Source organism: Xanthobacter sp. 126, assembly GCF_000526175.1.
GTDB classification, from domain to species: domain Bacteria; phylum Pseudomonadota; class Alphaproteobacteria; order Rhizobiales; family Xanthobacteraceae; genus Xanthobacter; species Xanthobacter aminoxidans.
Map to the genome: position 1 here is coordinate 504,445 of NZ_JAFO01000001.1, position 17,091 is coordinate 521,535.

At 67.2% G+C, this 17,091-nt stretch carries 17 protein-coding genes; 11 read left to right on the forward strand and 6 right to left on the reverse strand.

Annotation, left to right across the window (positions count from 1 at the left end; genetic code table 11):
* Positions 1-462 precede the first annotated feature (462 nt).
* The 3 genes from XAN126_RS0102305 to XAN126_RS0102315 form a co-directional block, all read right to left on the reverse strand.
* Entirely contained in the window at positions 463-1,017 is a 555-nt protein-coding gene (locus XAN126_RS0102305; RefSeq protein ID WP_024276987.1) for a hypothetical protein, read from the reverse strand.
* Between the two features lie 22 nt (positions 1,018-1,039).
* Positions 1,040-1,429 (reverse strand): hypothetical protein, encoded by a 390-nt coding sequence (locus tag XAN126_RS0102310; RefSeq protein ID WP_024276988.1) that lies wholly within the window; start codon positions 1,427-1,429, stop codon positions 1,040-1,042.
* A 225-nt stretch (positions 1,430-1,654) separates the two neighbouring features.
* Positions 1,655-2,626 (reverse strand): LysR family transcriptional regulator, encoded by a 972-nt coding sequence (locus tag XAN126_RS0102315; protein ID WP_024276989.1) that lies wholly within the window; start codon positions 2,624-2,626, stop codon positions 1,655-1,657.
* Positions 2,627-2,845: 219 nt separating this feature from the next.
* Here XAN126_RS0102315 and XAN126_RS0102320 point away from each other — a divergent pair, with 219 nt between their 5' ends.
* From XAN126_RS0102320 to XAN126_RS0102370, 11 genes are all read left to right on the forward strand, one after another.
* Positions 2,846-3,937: an ABC transporter ATP-binding protein gene (locus XAN126_RS0102320; protein ID WP_024276990.1), complete on the forward strand. Its 1,092-nt coding sequence runs from the start codon at positions 2,846-2,848 to the stop codon at positions 3,935-3,937.
* A 41-nt stretch (positions 3,938-3,978) separates the two neighbouring features.
* Entirely contained in the window at positions 3,979-4,701 is a 723-nt protein-coding gene (locus XAN126_RS0102325) for an HAD-IA family hydrolase (protein WP_024276991.1), read from the forward strand.
* Between the two features lie 18 nt (positions 4,702-4,719).
* On the forward strand, positions 4,720-6,024 hold the full coding sequence (locus XAN126_RS0102330) for an FAD-binding oxidoreductase (RefSeq protein WP_024276992.1): 1,305 nt from the start codon (positions 4,720-4,722) through the stop codon (positions 6,022-6,024).
* Between the two features lie 62 nt (positions 6,025-6,086).
* Positions 6,087-7,124, forward strand: coding sequence for an ABC transporter substrate-binding protein (locus tag XAN126_RS0102335; protein WP_024276993.1), 1,038 nt, complete (start codon positions 6,087-6,089; stop codon positions 7,122-7,124).
* A gap of 120 nt (positions 7,125-7,244) precedes the next feature.
* Entirely contained in the window at positions 7,245-8,117 is an 873-nt protein-coding gene (locus XAN126_RS0102340; RefSeq protein ID WP_024276994.1) for an ABC transporter permease, read from the forward strand.
* Positions 8,118-8,119: 2 nt separating this feature from the next.
* The gene (locus XAN126_RS0102345) at positions 8,120-8,914 is read left to right on the forward strand and encodes an ABC transporter permease (protein ID WP_024276995.1); all 795 of its coding nucleotides are present in this window, start codon (positions 8,120-8,122) and stop codon (positions 8,912-8,914) included.
* A gap of 81 nt (positions 8,915-8,995) precedes the next feature.
* Positions 8,996-9,349: a cupin domain-containing protein gene (locus XAN126_RS0102350; RefSeq protein ID WP_024276996.1), complete on the forward strand. Its 354-nt coding sequence runs from the start codon at positions 8,996-8,998 to the stop codon at positions 9,347-9,349.
* Between the two features lie 31 nt (positions 9,350-9,380).
* Positions 9,381-10,307, forward strand: a complete 927-nt coding sequence (locus tag XAN126_RS0102355; protein WP_024276997.1) for a glyoxylate/hydroxypyruvate reductase A — start codon at positions 9,381-9,383, stop codon at positions 10,305-10,307.
* A gap of 12 nt (positions 10,308-10,319) precedes the next feature.
* Positions 10,320-11,813 carry an NAD-dependent succinate-semialdehyde dehydrogenase gene (locus XAN126_RS0102360; protein ID WP_029876609.1) on the forward strand — a complete coding sequence of 498 codons (1,494 nt, stop codon included), beginning with the start codon at positions 10,320-10,322 and terminating at the stop codon, positions 11,811-11,813.
* A gap of 34 nt (positions 11,814-11,847) precedes the next feature.
* Positions 11,848-12,921: a tartrate dehydrogenase gene (locus XAN126_RS0102365; protein WP_029876610.1), complete on the forward strand. Its 1,074-nt coding sequence runs from the start codon at positions 11,848-11,850 to the stop codon at positions 12,919-12,921.
* A 19-nt stretch (positions 12,922-12,940) separates the two neighbouring features.
* Positions 12,941-14,320, forward strand: a complete 1,380-nt coding sequence (locus tag XAN126_RS0102370) for an aminotransferase class III-fold pyridoxal phosphate-dependent enzyme (protein ID WP_024277000.1) — start codon at positions 12,941-12,943, stop codon at positions 14,318-14,320.
* A 142-nt stretch (positions 14,321-14,462) separates the two neighbouring features.
* Here the strand turns inward: XAN126_RS0102370 and XAN126_RS0102375 are convergent, their stop codons facing one another.
* From XAN126_RS0102375 to XAN126_RS0102385, 3 genes are all read right to left on the reverse strand, one after another.
* Complete coding sequence (locus XAN126_RS0102375; RefSeq protein ID WP_081762493.1) at positions 14,463-14,930, reverse strand: nuclear transport factor 2 family protein; 468 nt, start codon at positions 14,928-14,930, stop codon at positions 14,463-14,465.
* Positions 14,931-15,213: 283 nt separating this feature from the next.
* Complete coding sequence (locus tag XAN126_RS0102380; RefSeq protein ID WP_024277002.1) at positions 15,214-15,747, reverse strand: response regulator transcription factor; 534 nt, start codon at positions 15,745-15,747, stop codon at positions 15,214-15,216.
* On the reverse strand, positions 15,737-17,044 hold the full coding sequence (locus XAN126_RS0102385) for an ATP-binding protein (protein WP_029876612.1): 1,308 nt from the start codon (positions 17,042-17,044) through the stop codon (positions 15,737-15,739). Before XAN126_RS0102385 ends, XAN126_RS0102380 begins: the two co-directional genes overlap by 11 nt.
* Positions 17,045-17,091: the final 47 nt, after the last annotated feature.

The following is a 17,091-nucleotide window of genomic DNA, read 5'->3' on the forward strand; positions in this document are numbered from 1 at the left end:
CCCCCAGCGTCGTAATCCTCCGTGAGGCCGATCAGGTTGCCCCTTTTGACGATGAGGCGGTACATTGCCCATCATGGACCTCATCCACAATTCAACCTCAGTCCCGCGACGGAAAGCCCCGACCTCCGCGCCGCGCGCCAAAAGCTGTCATTCCCCTCCCAGCCGTATCCTCGCCTAACAAGCCAAGCAGGCGAAATGCCCAAACCTAACGGTAGGAACTTCGCCTGGGGGGCAACCGCGTCGTCGCGCCGCTTCGCGCCAGGAGCGGAAGTTCGCTGCGACGACAAGCGCGCACCGTATGAGACTTTGCGCGCGACTTGCATCGCCGGCCTTCAGCGGCCTTCTGATGCGATTTCAGGCCATCGCCGGCCTTTTGTCTCAACTGGCGATCTGCAACATGCGCACCAGAAGGGGCGATTGTCCGCGGTGGCACCGGGGAAGCCCACCTCGCCTTGAAACAGGCTACTGCCTTCTCGCCACCCACTTGCCGTTCCGACGCACCAGCATCGCGCCGCAGAAGTTGCCGCGAACGGGAAGCGAGCAGTACGGGCTCTTGCCATCGATCCCGACATAGAGGGTGACGATCAAGCCGCCGAACCGGTTCTGGCTATCGGTGGCGATCAATGGGTCGGGCTCGACGGTCTCGTCGAAGACCCGCCGCCACTCCCTGGGCCCGACCTGCTTCCAGATGATCAGCCCGCAGCCCCCGGTCGAGCAGTTCGCTCCTTTGACCATGCCGTCGCAGACATGCTGGGCGGACAGGATGATGTCGGTCCCGCCGGTATGGTCCAAGTCGACGAAGGAGATGCCGGCTTCGTCCGAGGACGCGTGGCCCTCTTGTTCGCAAGCTTGCCGGATCTGCCTCACCCGATCGACGACATCGCCGGGCAGGGCGGAGAAGGGCATCTGAGCCGGCTGGGCGGCCGCGCCGACGGATGTGATGGCGACCGAGAGCAAGGCCGCCGCAAACGCGTGTTTGTGGCGGGTTACTTTGTCGGCGCCTCCGCTGCCCGTCATGACTGTCCCCCTTTGGTTGCCGTCAGGCCGTTGCAGTGGCCGTCAGCTCGATCCCCCAGCGGGAGGCGGCGAACTGGGCTTCGAGGCTGTCGGGCTTGACGAAGACCCAGCCGTGGTTGAGCAGGTTCTTGCCCGTGTACTCGTTGCCCTTCAGGCCGAGCCAAACGACGAGCCCCACGTCGACGACGAACAGAAGCGGCACAAGACCCTCGCGCGCGTCGCCGCTCATCGGGATGATGCTGATCAAAATGACGAACACGCGCCAGGCCGCCATGAAGGCGCCGAGCCCGTAGAGCTGGCGCAGGAACAGAGGCAGGCCGAACACCCCGGAGAACAGCACCAGCACCCAGCTGAAGCCGACCTTCACAGCCTTGAGCTCACCCGTCTTCGGATTCTTGAACGCGACCTTCACGTGGTCGGCCGCATGGGGCCATCGGCCATAAGCCGCCGATCACATTGCAGAACTCCGGCGGCGCACCCAGCCCACCGCCGTGAGCCGTGCCGGAAACTCTAACTTCCGGCGGTCCAACGAATGGTCTCGGATCAACCGTTGCCACTCTCAAGCTCGCCGCAGCGCGTATCTGGGGTTCGGCCTTATGAGCCCCCCACCTAAAAATCCGGGGCTAAACAGATCGGGTCAGCTCCTGGGCGCCACCTGACGCGCGCCCTGCTCCAGCACCGCGTCGAGGCCGAGTTCCGGATGGAGTTCCGTGACCACGGCGATGTCTTCCTGGATGCGCGCGATGATCCAGTCCCGCACCTCGGTGACGATCACGCGCGTGGCCTTGTCGCGCGACCGTACGAACTGGCAGTGCCGCCCGGTGGTCATGAGGCGCGGGCTCGCGGGGATGAGCATCTTATTGCGCAGCCAGTGGCAGATCACGTTCAGCCAGCCCAGCGCCACGCCCTGACCCAGCAGGGCAGCCTGCACAACGATGGCGTAGTCCGAGAAGATCATTGAATTGACGGGCGAACTCGGGTCCTCCGGAAAGAAGAGGTGCGACCAGTTCGGCTGCGCCTCGCTCAGGAAGATGAGGGTTTCCTCCGTGGACTTCGTCGGGCCTCGGTGCGCGTCGCTGTAGCCGGGACTGCAGATGGGCAGGAGAATCTCGGGCATGATGTAGGCCGCCTCGTGCCGCTCGTCCGGCCCGTTCACGAAGCGCATGCCGAGGTCGACGTCGGTGACCGGCCCGGTCAAGGCGGACATGATGAGTTCGAACCGAAGCTCCACCGTCGGGAAGGTCCGCTTCAGTTCCGCCATCCGCGGCATGATCCAGTGGGTGGTGAACCCGGTCGAGACCGACAGGGTCACGGTATCCACGCCGGCATTGCGGTCCTCGATTTCGCGCAGCGCGTGCTCGATGCCGGAAAATCCACGCGAGATGGCTTCGTAGAGAATGAGCCCGGGCTCGGTGAGCGTCACGCCGCCGGGCAGGCGGTTGAACAGCGTCGTGCCGATGTGGTCTTCGAGCCGGCCGATCATGCGGCTGACCGCTGCCGGCGTGACGTTCAGCTCGCCGGCGGCGCGGGCGAAGCTCCCGCAGCGAGCCGCTGCCTCGAACGTGAAGAAGCCATTCATGGACGGCAGGGCGAGGCGGATTTTGCGCATTTACATAATGTAACTTAGCCGGGATTTTTTTTCAATTGAACCCGGTGCGCAAGATTGGTCTTCTTAGCCGCAACGAAGGCCCAACAAGGGCCGATAAAAGCCAGAGACACAGGGGAACGGCATCGCGATCGCGGATCGGCCCGCGCCAGCGCACGGGCTTTTTCGTCCGGTGGCACATGCGATGTAACGTTGCCGCGTTGCTTTCCAGAGCGGGGCGAGATGAACAGGCCTGCATCTTCCGGAACCGTTGGCGTATCCATCCGGAACGCCACCAAACACTACGCCGGGTTCTGCGCCCTCAACGACGTGAGTCTTGAGGTGGCGCCCGGCGAGTTCGTCTCCGTGCTTGGACCTTCCGGGTCTGGCAAGACGACGTTGCTGGGCATTCTGGGCGGCTTCGTCCAGCCGTCCTCCGGGTCGGTATTCCTCGGTGAGCGGGACATCACGTTCGCCCCGCCGCACAAGCGCGACATCGGCATCGTGTTCCAGAACTACGCGCTCTTTCCGCACATGAGCGTCGCCGAGAACGTGACCTTTCCGCTGCGCGCCCGCCGCATGCCGAAGTCCGAATGGCCGGCGAAGCTGAAGGCGGCGCTGGAGATGACGGAGCTCGGCGGGTTCGGCGACCGCAAGATCCACGAGCTGTCGGGCGGCCAGCGCCAGCGCGTCGCGCTCGCCCGGGCGATGATATTCGAGCCGCGGCTGATCCTGATGGACGAGCCGCTTTCGGCCCTCGACAAGCAGTTGCGCGAGACGATGCAGATCGAGCTCAAGCATCTGCACCGCAAGCTTGCCGCCACCATCATCTACGTGACGCACGACCAGCGCGAGGCGCTCACCATGAGCGATCGCATCGCCATCATGAACAAGGGGCGTGTGGTCCAGGTGGATGCGCCGGAGCGGTTGCACGACCATCCGGTGGATTCCTTTGTTGCCGGCTTCATCGGCGAGGCAACGCTTTTGCCGGTGTCGCGCATCGACGACAATTCGGTGGACCTCGGCGGCACCCGCATCGTCTCGGCGCGGCCGATCCCGCACAATTTGAAGCTGTTCCTGGCCGTGCACTCCGAGAAGCTCACGGTGGTGCAGGACGGCGGAGACACCACCGCGAACATCCTCTCCGGCACCGTGTCGGAAACGCTCTACCAGGGCGAGAGCGTGCGCATCTTCGTGGATCTGGACCACGGCGCCCGCCTGAGCCTGCGGGTGCCGAGCAATCACGAAAACCGCTCCCGTATGAAGGCACCGGGCGAACGCATCGCCGTCCGGCTGCATCCCGACGACACCATCGTGGTGCCTCAGGCGCCCTGACACCCCGCTCCCGAATTCGACATCCACAAGGAAAGCGTAAGATGAAGCTCTCTCAGTTCAAGGTCCTGACGTTCGACGTGGTCGGCACGCTCATCGACTTCGAGACGGGTGTCCTGAACGCCGTGCGCGCGCTGGGCGGCCCGAAGGCCGCGGCCGCCAGCGACGACGACATCTTCGAGCCCTACAAGCGCGGTCGCGACAAGTTCTACGGCCGCTCCTCCTTCGCCATGAAGGACGTCTATCTGTCCCTCGCCGCCGAACGGGGCTTCCAGAACGACGAGGCCACCGCAGAAGCCTTCCAGCTCGCCGTGCTGCGCTGGCCGGCCTTCGCGGATTCGGTGGAGGCGCTGCGCCGCCTGCGCAAGAACTTCCGCCTGGTCGCCATGACCAATGCCGACCGGACCGCCTTCTCGGCCTATTCGGCGACGCTTGAGAACCCCTTCCACGACAGCGTGACCTGCGACGAGACGGGCTGCGCCAAGCCGGATCCGCGCTTCTTCGCCTTCAACAAGGGGCGCCAGTCCGCGCACGGCTTCCGCCAGTCGGAAATCCTGCACGTGGCGCAGAGCCAGTATCACGACATCGGCGTCGCCAAGGCCGAGGGCTATACCACCTGCTGGATCGAGCGGCGCCAGGGCCAGAAGGGCTTCGGCGGCACGCCGGACCCGAAGGTGCTGACCAAGCCGGACTTCCACTTCTCCACGCTGAAGCAGCTCGCCGATGCCGTGGATGCGGAACTCGACACGTCCCGCGTGGCCGCCTGAGCGAGAAGGCAAAACCTCATGGTCACCCCCGCGCTCCCGACCGACATCCCCTCGCTGTGGCAGGCGACTTCGGTCGCGCGTCCCACATTTGCGAGCGCGGGCGGAGACCAGAGCTTCGACGTGGCTGTGATCGGTGGCGGCTATACCGGCCTCACCACCGCTCACTATCTGGCCAAGGCCGGCCTGTCGCCGGTGGTGCTGGAGGCCAACGGCATCGGCTGGGGCGCCAGCGGGCGCAATGGCGGCGTGGTCTCGGGCAAGTTCCGGCTGGGCTTCCGGGACATCGCCACCCGGCATGGCATCGAGACCGCCCGCCGGATGCACGATCTCGGCCTCGAGGCCATCGCGCATGTGGGCGAGATCATCGCGGAGCTTGGCATCGAGGGGGCGGACTACCAGCCCACCGGATCGCTGCGCTGCGCCCACAATGTGCATACGCTCGAACAGCTCAGGACCGAAGCGGAGTGGCTGCGCAGCGCGCTCGGCGACACGGCGATCTCCATCCTGAGCGCAGAAGAGGTCGCGGCGGAGACGGGCTCGCATGGCTTCACCGGCGGCATGCTGAACACCCATGGCGGGATCATCCACCCGCTGAACTACGTGCTGGGCCTCGCCGCCGGTCTCAAGGCGGCGGGGATTTGCGTCTATGAGCGCTCGCCGGTCATGAGCCTGCGCCGCGAGGGGGCGGGCGTGGTGATCGAGACGCCGGCGGCGCGCATCATGGCGCGGCAGGTGGTGATCGCCACCAATTCCTATTCGGACCTGACGCCCGCCACGGCGCGCGTGCGCACCTCCATCATCCCGTTCCGTTCCGCCATGATCGCCACCGAGCCGCTCACCGGCACGCCCGGCGCCCATCTGCTGCGCACCGGGCGGAGCTATACCGAGACGCGGCGCATGATGCGCTGGTTCCGCAAGGCGGGTGATCGCCTGCTCTATGGCGGTCGCGGCGCCTTCGGCAAGACCGACCGGGAGAGCGCGTTCACCGCGCTGGAACAGGCGATGGTGCGGCAGTTCCCCGAGCTCCAGCAGGTGAAGGTGACGCATCGCTGGTCCGGCCTCGTCGCCATGACGCTGGACAGCCTCCCCCATCTCGGACGCCTCGACGACCGGGTGGTCTATAGCGTGGGCTACAACGGCACCGGCGTCGCGCTGGCCTCCGGCATGGGACGGCATGTGGCGGACCTGGTGACGGGGCGCCAGCCGGATCTCGGCCTCATCACCCGGCAGCCGCTCCACCCCATTCCATTCTATGCCCTGCGCGAGCCGGCGGTGCGGCTGGTTGCAGGGGCCTATCAATTCCTCGACGCCATCGGGAGATGACGGCGGACGAGCAGACAGCTTCCAGAAGGCAAGGGCCCAAAGCGGCCAAGAGGAGAAAAAGCATGCGCTTTTCAGTCTCGATCCCGGTTATGACCGCGGTGCTGGCCCTGTCGGTGGCGACGGCATCCGCAGAGCAGATCACTTTCGTCTCGCAGGGCGGCGCGTATCAGGAGGCCCAGACCAAGGCCATCCTCAACCCGGCCGCCAAGCTGCTCGGCATCACCATCAACCAGGACAGCGCCCCGGATGCATGGCCGGTCCTGAAGACGCAGGCCGCCACCGGCAAGCCCATATGGGACGTCATCGACGCGCCGACCACCATCTGCGTCCGTGGCGGCGACCAGGGCATGGTGGAGAAGCTCGACTTCTCCAAGCTTCCCAACGCGGCGTCCATGCCGGCGCAGTACAAGACCCCTTATTCGGTGGCCTACGAGTTCTATTCTTCGGTCCTCGCCTACAACAAGAAGAAGTTCGCCAGCAAGGCGCCGCAGACCTGGGCCGACTTCTGGGACGTGAAGGCCTTCCCCGGCACCCGTGCCCTGCGCAACCATCCGCAGGCGACCATGGAAGCCGCCTTGCTCGCGGACGGCGTGCCGGCCGACAAGCTCTATCCGCTCGATGTGGACCGGGCCTTCAAGAAGCTGGAGCAGATCAAGCCGAACATCACGGTGTGGTGGACCTCCGGCGCCCAGTCGGCGCAGCTTCTGGCGGATGGCGAGATCGACATGGAGATGGCCTGGAACGGCCGCGTCGCCGCGGTGATGAAGGAAGGCGCTCCGGTGAGCTTCACCTTCAACCAGGGCCTTCTTCAGGAAACCTCCCTGTGCATCGTGAAGGGCGCGCCGAACCTCGAGACCGCCTACAAGTTCGTGAATGCCGCGATGACGCCGGACATCCAGGCGAACTTCCCCGCTTACATCGACTACGGCCCGGGCAACCCGGCGGCCTATGCCACCGGCAAGATTTCGCCCGAGCGCACGGCCCAGATGCCGAGCGCGCCGGAGAATGCGGCCAAGCAGGTGCTGGTGTCGCAGGCCTGGTGGGCCTCGCCCGCCGGCGAAGACGCCATCAAGCGCTGGGCGGGCTTCGTCCAGAAATAAGACCGCGGGCCACCGGATCGCGTCCCCTGCCCGAGGTGGGGTGAAGCGATCCCTCCCGCGCTGCCGAGCCTGCCGTGTTGCGGGCCGGCCCGACCCGCCAGCCTGCTTCAGGAGCCCGCCATGTCGGCCTCGTCAACCGATCCGTCGCTTGCCCACAAGAGGGGGGAACAGCGCCTCGTCCTGCTGCTGCTCGCACCCTCGCTTGCCGTGGTGGGATGCCTGCTGATCGTTCCGCTGTGCTGGCTCGTCTGGCAGTCGGTGCGGCAGGATGGGGCGTTCACGCTGGCGCACTATGCGCGGTTCTTCAGTGACGCCGTCTACTGGACGACCTTCCTGCAGACCTTCCGCATCGCCTTCATCGTCACCGCGGCGACCGTGCTGCTCGGCTACCCCATCGCCTATGTGGCGGCCGGTGCATCGCGGCGATGGAGCATCTTCATCCTCGCGATGGTCATCCTGCCGTTCTGGACCAGCGTGCTGGTGCGGGCCTACGCCTGGCTGATCCTGCTGCAACGGCGCGGCCTCGTGAACTCGGTGCTGACCGATTTCGGGCTGATCCAGAACCCCCTCGCGCTCGTCAACAACGAGCTGGGCACGGTGATCGCGACGGTGCACATCCTCCTGCCCTTCATGGTGCTGCCGCTCTACGCCACCATGCAGAAGATTCCGGCCGAACTCACCATGGCCGGCGCGAGCCTCGGCGGCACGCCCTTCTACGTCTTCACGCGGGTTTTCCTGCCCCTGTCGCTGCCCGGCGTCGTGGCCGGCATGGTGCTCGTCTTCGTGCTGACGCTCGGCTTCTACATCACCCCGGAACTGCTCGGCGGCGGGCGGACCTACATGGTCTCCATGCTCGTCTCGCGGAACATCGAGGTCTACAACGAGTGGGGCGCCGCCTCCTCCATCAGCATCGTGCTGCTCGCCTGCGTGTTCCTCGTCTTCCGGCTGGCGAGCCTCATCATCCCGTTCGAACGCATCATGGGGGCGCGCTGATCATGTCCCTCTCCCGCATCATCCTCTACGTGGCGGTGGGCCTCATCCTGGTCTGGCTGATGGTCCCCGTCCTCATCATCGTGCCCATGTCCTTCTCGGGCGCCCGCTTCCTCGCCTTCCCGCCGCCCTCCTGGTCGCTGCGCTGGTACGAGGCCTATCTCGAAAGCGCCGCCTGGATGCAGGCGACGCGGGTCAGCCTGATCCTCGCCGTGTCGAGCGCGATCATCGCGACCGTGCTTGGAACGGCGGCGGCCTACGCGCTGAACCTCTCCACGTCGCGTCTGGTGCGCAGCCTGCAGGTGGTGCTGCTTCTGCCCCTCGTGGTGCCGATCGTCATCACGGCCGTCGGCGTCTTCCTCGTCTACGCCAATGTGGGTCTGCTTGCGACCATGAGCGGCCTGATCCTGGCCAACGTCATGCTCGGCCTGCCGTTCGTCATCATCTCGGTGCTGACGGGCCTCAGGAAATTCGATCCGGCGCAGGAGATGGTCTCGCGCAGTCTCGGCATGAACCGGCTGCGCACCTTCTTCATCGTGACGCTGCCGCAGATCCGCCCCAGCGTCATCTCGGGCCTGCTGTTCGCCTTCATCTCGGCGCTGGACGAGACGGTGGTCGCCATCTTCATCTCGGGCGGCGAGTACCAGACGCTCACCAAGCGCATGTTCACGGCGCTGCGCGACGAGATCGATCCGACCATCGCCGCCATCAGCACCCTTTTGACCGCGATCTCCTTCCTGATGGTGATCCTCGTCTCCCTCAGCGCACGGACCGCGCCGCGGAAGAACGCCGACGCCTGAGATCGCGCCCGCCCTGCACAGGCGCAGCAGCGGCCCACCCCGGCCGGCGCCCGCCTCCCTTTGCCGTCTGGAACCGCTCCCATGAGCAACCTCATCGCCTTCGACCTTGCCGCCCCCGGACTCGCGCGCGAGAGCAAGCCCGTGCCCGACCGGCTGATCGCCGGTGATCCGAGCTACAAGACCTGGGAAATCGCGGCTGCCGGCCACAAGGACATCCGCACCGGAATCTGGGAGTCGACGCCCGGCGTCACGCGCTCCATCAAGGGCGAGACCTGGGAATATTGCACGATCCTCTCCGGCGTGGTCGTGTTGACCGAGGATGGCGGCGCCCCGCGCCGCTTTAGCGCCGGCGACACCTTCGTGTTGCGGCCGGGCTTCGTGGGAACCTGGGAAACGCTGGAGACCGTGCGCAAGCTGTGGGTTGCCGTTTCCTGATCCCGCCCCCTCATTCCGTCAGGTCCTGCCCATGGCACTCCTCTACATGGCCGATCCCGCCCGCGGCGAAGTCTGGCGCCGACTGATCGGCGAAATGGCGCCTGAAATCGACGTGCGCATCTGGCCCGACATGGGAGACCCGGCCGACATCCGCTGGGTCGCCGTCTGGGACGTGCGGGTGGATCTCGCCGCGACCTTTCCGAACCTCGAAGTGGTCTTCTCCACCGGGGCCGGTGTGGATCACCTCGACCTCACCCGCATCCCGCCGGGCATTCCCGTGGTGCGCATGGTGGAGCCCGGCATCGTCGAGGGCATGGTCGAGTACGTAACCATGGCCGTCCTGGCGCTCCACCGTGACCTGCCGACCTATATCGACCAGCAGAAGCGGCATCTCTGGGCGCAGCACTATGAAACGCCGGCGGCGCAACGGCGCGTCGGCGTCATGGGGCTCGGCTCGCTGGGGCAGGCGGCGCTCACGGGCCTCGCGCCATTCGGCTTTCCGCTTGCGGGCTGGAGCCGCTCGCCGCGGGATATCCCGAACGTGGAGACCTTCGCCGGCGAGGCCGGGCTCGCCCCGTTCCTCGCGCGCACGGACATCCTCGTCTGCCTGTTGCCGCTCACCGCCGAGACGCGGGGCATTCTGGACGCACGCCTGTTCGCGCGGCTGCCGAAAGGCGCCCGCATCATCAATGCGGGGCGCGGCGGCCATGTGGTCGCAACGGACCTTATCACCGCCCTCGATGCCGGCACGCTCTCGGGCGCCGTGCTCGATGTCACGGAGCCGGAGCCTCTGCCGCCGGAGCATCCGTTCTGGAGCCATCCGCGCATCCTGCTGACCCCGCACGTCGCAAGTCTCACCCGGCCGGAGACCGCCGTGGTCAGCCTGCTTGAAAACCTCCGCCGCCACGCCGCGGGCGAGCCGATGAACGGCCTCGTCGAACGCAGCCGCGGCTATTGAAAGACCCCGCCCATGTCCCTCGCCGCTGAAAACTTGCTCGCCCTCGCCGACCCGAGCCTCCTCGTCCAGGCGGCCTTCATCGGCGGGCATTGGTGCGCTGCCGACGACGGCGCGACGCTCGCCGTGGAGGACCCCGCCACGGGCAAGGTCGTGGGCACCGTTCCGGCCTGCGGCGCGGCCGAGACGCGGCGCGCCATCGAGGCGGCCGAGACCGCATTCCGCTCGTGGCGTTCAGTGCTGGCGGCAGAGCGCGCGCGCCTGCTGGAGCGCTGGAACGACCTCATCCTCGCCAACACCGCCGACCTCGCGCGGGTCATGACGGCCGAGCAGGGCAAGCCGCTCGCCGAGGCCGAGGGGGAAGTGCGCTATGGCGCCTCCTTTGTGAAGTGGTTCGCGGAGGAGGCGCGGCGCATCTACGGCCGCACCATCCCGGCACCCAGCGCCGACCGGCGCATCCTGATGCTGGAGCAGCCCATCGGCGTCACCGCCGCCATCACGCCCTGGAATTTTCCCATTGCGATGATCACGCGCAAATGCGCGCCGGCCCTCGCCGCCGGCTGCACCATGGTCATCAAGCCGTCGGAGCTGACGCCGTTCTCCGCTCTGGCGGTGGTGAAGCTGGCGGAGCGGGCCGGCATTCCCGCCGGCGTCATCTCCGTGGTCACGGGCCTGCCGTCCGCCATCGGCGAGGAGCTCACGTCCAACCCCACGGTCCGCAAGATCTCTTTCACCGGCTCGACCCGCGTCGGCGCCCATCTCATGCGTGCCTCGGCGGGAACACTGAAGAAGCTGAGCCTGGAACTGGGCGGCAACGCGCCCTTCATCGTCTTCGACGATGCCGACCTCGACCTTGCGGTGGAGGGGGCCATGGCCTCGAAATTCCGCAATGCCGGCCAGACCTGCGTGTGCGCCAACCGCATTCTGGCGCAGGCCGGCATCCATGACGCCTTCGTCGCCCGCCTCGGCGCGCGGATCGCCGCGCAGAAGGTCGGGCCGGGCACGGAGCCGGGTATCGGCATCGGCCCGCTCATCAATCGGGCTGCCGCCGAAAAAGTGCACGCGCACGTGGCCGACGCGCTGGCCAAAGGCGCGCGCGTGGCACAGCAGGCTGAGACCTCCTGTGCGGACGGAAATTTCGTCGCCCCGCTCCTCCTCACCGGCGCCACCACCGACATGCGGCTGGCCAATGAGGAGACCTTTGGTCCCGTCGCCCCGGTGTTCCGGTTCGAGACCGAGGCGGAGGCGATCGCCATCGCCAACGGGACCCCCTACGGGCTCGCCGCCTATTTCTTCACCGAGGACATGCACCGCGCCTGGCGGGTCGGCGAGGCGCTGGAATTCGGCATGGTGGGGCTGAACACCGGTGCCATCTCCATGGAGGTGGCGCCTTTCGGCGGCGTGAAGCAGTCCGGGCTCGGCCGCGAGGGCGGCTATCTCGGCATCGCCGAATATCTGGAGCCCAAGGCCTTTCACATGGGCGGGCTGCGCCTCACGGCGCCCGTCTGACCCCAATCACATCCATATCGCAGGAAGCGTGACCATGGCCGCAAGACACTATCGCATCGCTGTCATCCCCGGAGACGGCATCGGCAAGGAAGTGATGCCCGAGGGCGTGCGCGTGCTGGAGAAGGCGGCGGCGCTCTATGGCTTCAGCCTCGAACTCGCCTGGCACGACTTCGCCTGCTGCGACTACTACGCCCGCCACGGCGAGATGATGCCGGCGGACTGGAAGGAGCGGATCGGCACCTCGGACGCCATCCTGTTCGGCGCGGTGGGCTGGCCGGATACGGTGCCGGACCATGTCTCGCTCTGGGGATCGCTGCTCCAGTTCCGGCGGGAGTTCGACCAGTATGTGAACCTGCGGCCCGTGCGGCTGATGCCGGGCGTTCCCTGCCCCCTCGTGGGTCGCAAGCCGGGCGATATCGACTTCTGGGTGGTGCGCGAGAACACGGAGGGCGAATACACCTCCATCGGCGGGCGCATGTATCCCGGCACGCCCCGCGAGCTGGTGATTCAGGAAACCGTCATGTCGCGCCACGGCGTCGACCGGGTGCTGAAATTCGCGTTCGAGCTGGCCATGCGGCGGCCGAACCGGCACCTGACCTCGGCCACCAAGTCCAACGGCATCGCGATCACCATGCCCTATTGGGACGAGCGGGTGGAGGCGATGGCGGCCGCCTACCCGGAGGTGCGCACCGACAAGTACCACATCGACATCCTCACCGCGCAGTTCGTGCTGCACCCGGACCGGTTCGACGTGGTGGTCGCCTCCAACCTGTTCGGCGACATCCTCTCCGATCTCGGCCCCGCCTGCACCGGCACCATCGGCATCGCGCCCTCCGGCAACATCAATCCCGACCGCACCTTCCCCTCGCTGTTCGAGCCGGTGCATGGGTCGGCGCCGGATATCGCCGGCAAGGGCATCGCCAATCCGGTGGGCCAGATCTGGTCCGCGGCCATGATGCTCGAGCATCTCGGCGAGGCGGACGCCGCCGCTGCCATCGAACGCGCCATCGAGCGGGTGCTGGCCGAACCTGCGGGGCGCACGGCCGATATCGGCGGGACCGCCAACACGCTGAGCTGCGGAAAGGCGATCGCTGATGCCCTCGACTGACGCCCGGCCGCACCACGCGATGCCCGCGAATTCGCTTCAGGTTCTCGACGGCGATCACCTCATCCATCCGGTCATGTCGTTCCGGGGCCATGAGAAGCATGGCGTCACGGTGCTGGAGTCCGCCTCCGGCATGTTCCTGCGGGATGCCTCGGGGCGTGAACTGCTGGATGCGTTCGCCGGCCTGTGGTGCGTGAATGTCGGCTACGGGCAGGAGAGCATCGTGGAGGTCGCGGCGGAGCAGATGCGCCGCCTGCCCTATGCCACCGGCTATTTCGGCTTCGGCTCGGAACCTTCCATCCGCCTTGCGGCGCGCCTCGCGGAGCTGGCGCCGGAGGGGCTGGACCATGTCTATTTCACCCTCGGCGGATCAGACGCCGTGGACAGCGCGGTCCGCTACATCACGCATTACTTCAACTCCACCGGACGGCCGGCGAAGAAGCACTTCATCTCGCTGGAGCGCGGCTATCACGGCTCGTCTTCCACCGGGGCGGGTCTCACCGCGCTGCCGGCGTTCCATGCCCATTTCGATGTGCCGACGCCGCGCCAGCACACGATCGCTTCGCCCTATCCCTACCGCAACCCGGTGGGCGACGACCCCGCAGCGGTGATCGCCGCATCCGTCGCCGCATTGGAGGCGAAGGTCGCCGAACTCGGGGCCGACAACGTGGCCGCCTTCTTCTGCGAGCCCGTGCAGGGCTCGGGCGGCGTGATCGTGCCGCCGCCCGGCTGGCTGAAGGCCATGCGGGAGACCTGCACGCGCCTCGACATCCTGTTCGTGGCCGATGAGGTCATCACCGGCTTCGGCCGCACGGGGCCGATCTTCGCCTGCCACGCGGAGGCGGTGTCGCCGGACCTGATGACCGTCGCCAAGGGCCTGACGGCCGGCTACGTGCCCATGGGCGCGGTTCTCATGTCGGACCGGATCTATCAGGCCATCGCCGACGGTCTGGCGCCCGAGGCGCCCATCGGGCACGGCTTCACCTATTCCGGCCACCCGGTGAGCGCGGCGGTGGGGCTGGAGGTGCTGCGCCTCTATACGGAGGGGGGAATCCTCGCCAACGGAGAGGCGCGCGGGCCGGCCTTTACGGCGGGGCTCGACGGCCTGCGCGACCATCCGCTGGTGGGCGACGCGCGCGCACGCGGGCTGCTCGGCGCACTGGAACTCGTGCGCGACAAGGCGGCGAAGACGCGCTTCGATCCCGCAGTGGAGCTGCCGCGCCGCCTGTTCGAAGCCGGCTACCGGAACGGCCTGATCTTCCGCGCCTTTGCCGACGGCACCATCGGCCTCGCGCCCGCGCTGACCTGCACCGGCGAAGAGATGGACCTGCTTCTGTCGCGCCTCAGGCGAACCCTGGACGACGTGCTGGACGAGGCCGAAGTGCGGGCCGTACTCGCCTAGCCGGGCGCCCACAGGGGCGACATCCTCGCGCTGTCGCTCCTTCGCTGTCCCTCACGCCGGTCTCACCCGTCCTCCGACAGCCGGGCAGGGCGCGCCGGCTGAGCGGGAGGGCTCGGCCGAGCTGAAAGGAGGGGCGCGATGGCTATCGCTGTCCCCAGGCCCATCCCGAGATGCGCCAGCCATCCGGACCTTTCCGGAGTGCCAGGGTCCACACGGAATTGGCCTCGGTGACCTTCTCCTTGCCTTCCGTATACTTGTACGTTGCCGGCATCACGACATAGGCGACGTCGCCGGTGACGCTGACGCGCCATGGCTTGCCGATGGTCACCGCCCGCGGGGTGATGCCCGCCTTCGCATCGAATGCCGCAAAGGCGGTCAGCCAGTCCATGCACGCCGTGGGGCCTTGCCAGACATGGGGCGGGAAATCATCGATGATGATGGTCTGCGGCGCGCACAGCTTGACGAACTTCTCCGCCGCGCCCTGGTTCATGTCGGCGAGATATTGATTCACGACCGTCATGACCTCGCTGTCATCCGGCTCGGCAGCGCGGGCCGCAATGCAGGGGGTCAATGCCATAGTCATTGCGATCGCCAATGTCGTCTTACGCATTTCATCCCTCCTTGCCGCTCAGGTCTTTTGTGTCGGCCGCGCTCCGCGAGGTGGGCATCTGCACGGCGGATGACGCGCGGGAGCCGGCCGGGTCACAACGGGCCATGCTCCCTCTCCGCCGGCAGCCGCAGACAGGGGAAAGCCGACGGTGCAGGCCGGTTTCCCGGCCCCCAACCGCCGGTTCGACGCGCACGCTAGGCGCGGCTCCCGGACGAGGCAACTTGGTCTTGGCCATGAGGCGCCGGAATCCGGCCTCGGGCCGCGCGATGATGGCGCGTGCGGTCTAAGTCACCCGGCGCTTGGCGAGCTTGCGGGCCAGCGTGCGGCGGTGCATGCCGAGGCGGCGGGCGGTTTCGGAGACGTTGAAGTCGGTTTCCGCCAGGGTCTCGTGGATGCGCTCCCATTCCAGCGTCTTGATGGAGCTTGGCCGCACGCCGAGGGGCACGTCCGGGTTGCCGTCCTGCCGCGCGAACGCGGCCTCGATGTCATCGGCGTTGGACGGCTTCGCGAGGTAGTGGCAGGCGCCGAGCTTGATCGCCTCGACCGCGGTCGCGATGCTGGCGAAGCCCGTCAGCACCACGATCTTCATGTCGGGATCGAAGGTGCGCAGCTGCTGGATGCATTCGAGGCCGGAGGCGTCGAACAGCTTCAGGTCCACCACGGCGCGGCCGGGGTGGAAGCCATCGAGCACCTCGGGAAGCTCGCCGATGCGCCCGCACTGCCGCACGCTGTAGCCCCGGCGCTCGAACGAACGCTGAAGGGCCCGGGCGAAGGTGGCGTCGTCCTCGACGAGAAGGAGATCCCGTTCACGCGACATCGGCATAGTCCACGGCGAGGGCCTCCAACGGCAGGCGCAGCTCGACGAAGGCACCGCCGCCCGCAAGGTTGCCGGCCTCGATATCCCCGCCCAGCTTGCGCAGCACGTTGATGGTGAGGAACAGGCCGAGCCCGCGCCCCGCCTCGCCCTTGCTGGACTGGAACGGCCGGCCGAGCTGTGTGAGGGCATCGGGAGCAAAGCCCGGACCCTGGTCGGTGACGCGGATCACGAGGTCTTCCCCCTCTTCCGCGGCCCGGACGCTGATGCCGCCGGGCGAAGCTTCCAGCGCATTGTCGAGCACGTTGAACAGGGCCTGCTGGATCACGCCGTCGCCAGTGATCGCGGCCCCCTTCGAGGTCACATTGGCGTAGTCGAGGGCGCTGGGGCGGCGGCTTTGCACCCAGCTTTCCACCATCTCGTCCAGGAAGTCCGACAGCGGGCTGCGCTGGGCCTCCTCGGCCCGCGCCTCACCCGCGACCATGAGAATGTGCGAGACGATGGACTTGCAGCGGCCGATCTCCGTCTGCATCTCCGCCAGCTCCTCGGCGAACGCCGGATCGTCGCGGAAGCGCGGCATGTGCTGCCAGTCGTTCAGGATGACCGAGAGCGTCGCCAGCGGCGTGCCAAGCTCATGGGCGGCGCCCGAGGCGAGGAGGCCGATGCGCACGATGTGTTCCTCCTCCGCCGCGCGCCGCCGGGCCTCGGCGAGGTGGGCGTCGCGCCGGCGCAGATTGGAGGTGATGCGGGTCACGAACACCACCGCGAGCACCGAGGCGAGGATGAAGCACAGGAACATGCCCTGCACATGGAGGTCGAAGAACGTCCGCTCGGCGTGATGGTGCCCGCCGACATGGCTGCCGAAGTCGATGGGCCGATAGAAGTGGGTGAGCCAGATGAAGGACAGGCTGGTGACGAGCACGATGACCCAGGCCATGGCCGGCGCGAGCAGCACCGCGCCGAGGATCACCTGCAGCAGGAACAGCGAGATGAAGGGATTGGTGGCGCCGCCGCTCAGATAGAGCTGGAGGGTCAGCGCCGCCACGTCGAGGAGCAGCTCGATGCCCAGCTCGGTCTGCGTTACCTCCCCCGCGCTGAGCGCCCGGTGAAGGCTGACGAGATTGAGGCCGACGAGGAAGAGGACCACCAGCCCCATCTCGGCCAGCGGCAGGGAGATGCCCAGCCACAGATGCACGAAGGCGATGGCCGCGATCTGCCCCGCCACCGCCAGCCAGCGCAGCGATATGAGCAGCCGCAGATTGTCGCGCGTGGCGTCGCTCTCGATGGCAGTCACGCTCATGCCGACGTCACTCCCCGGTTGCGGCAGCTGGACCGCGACCACTATCG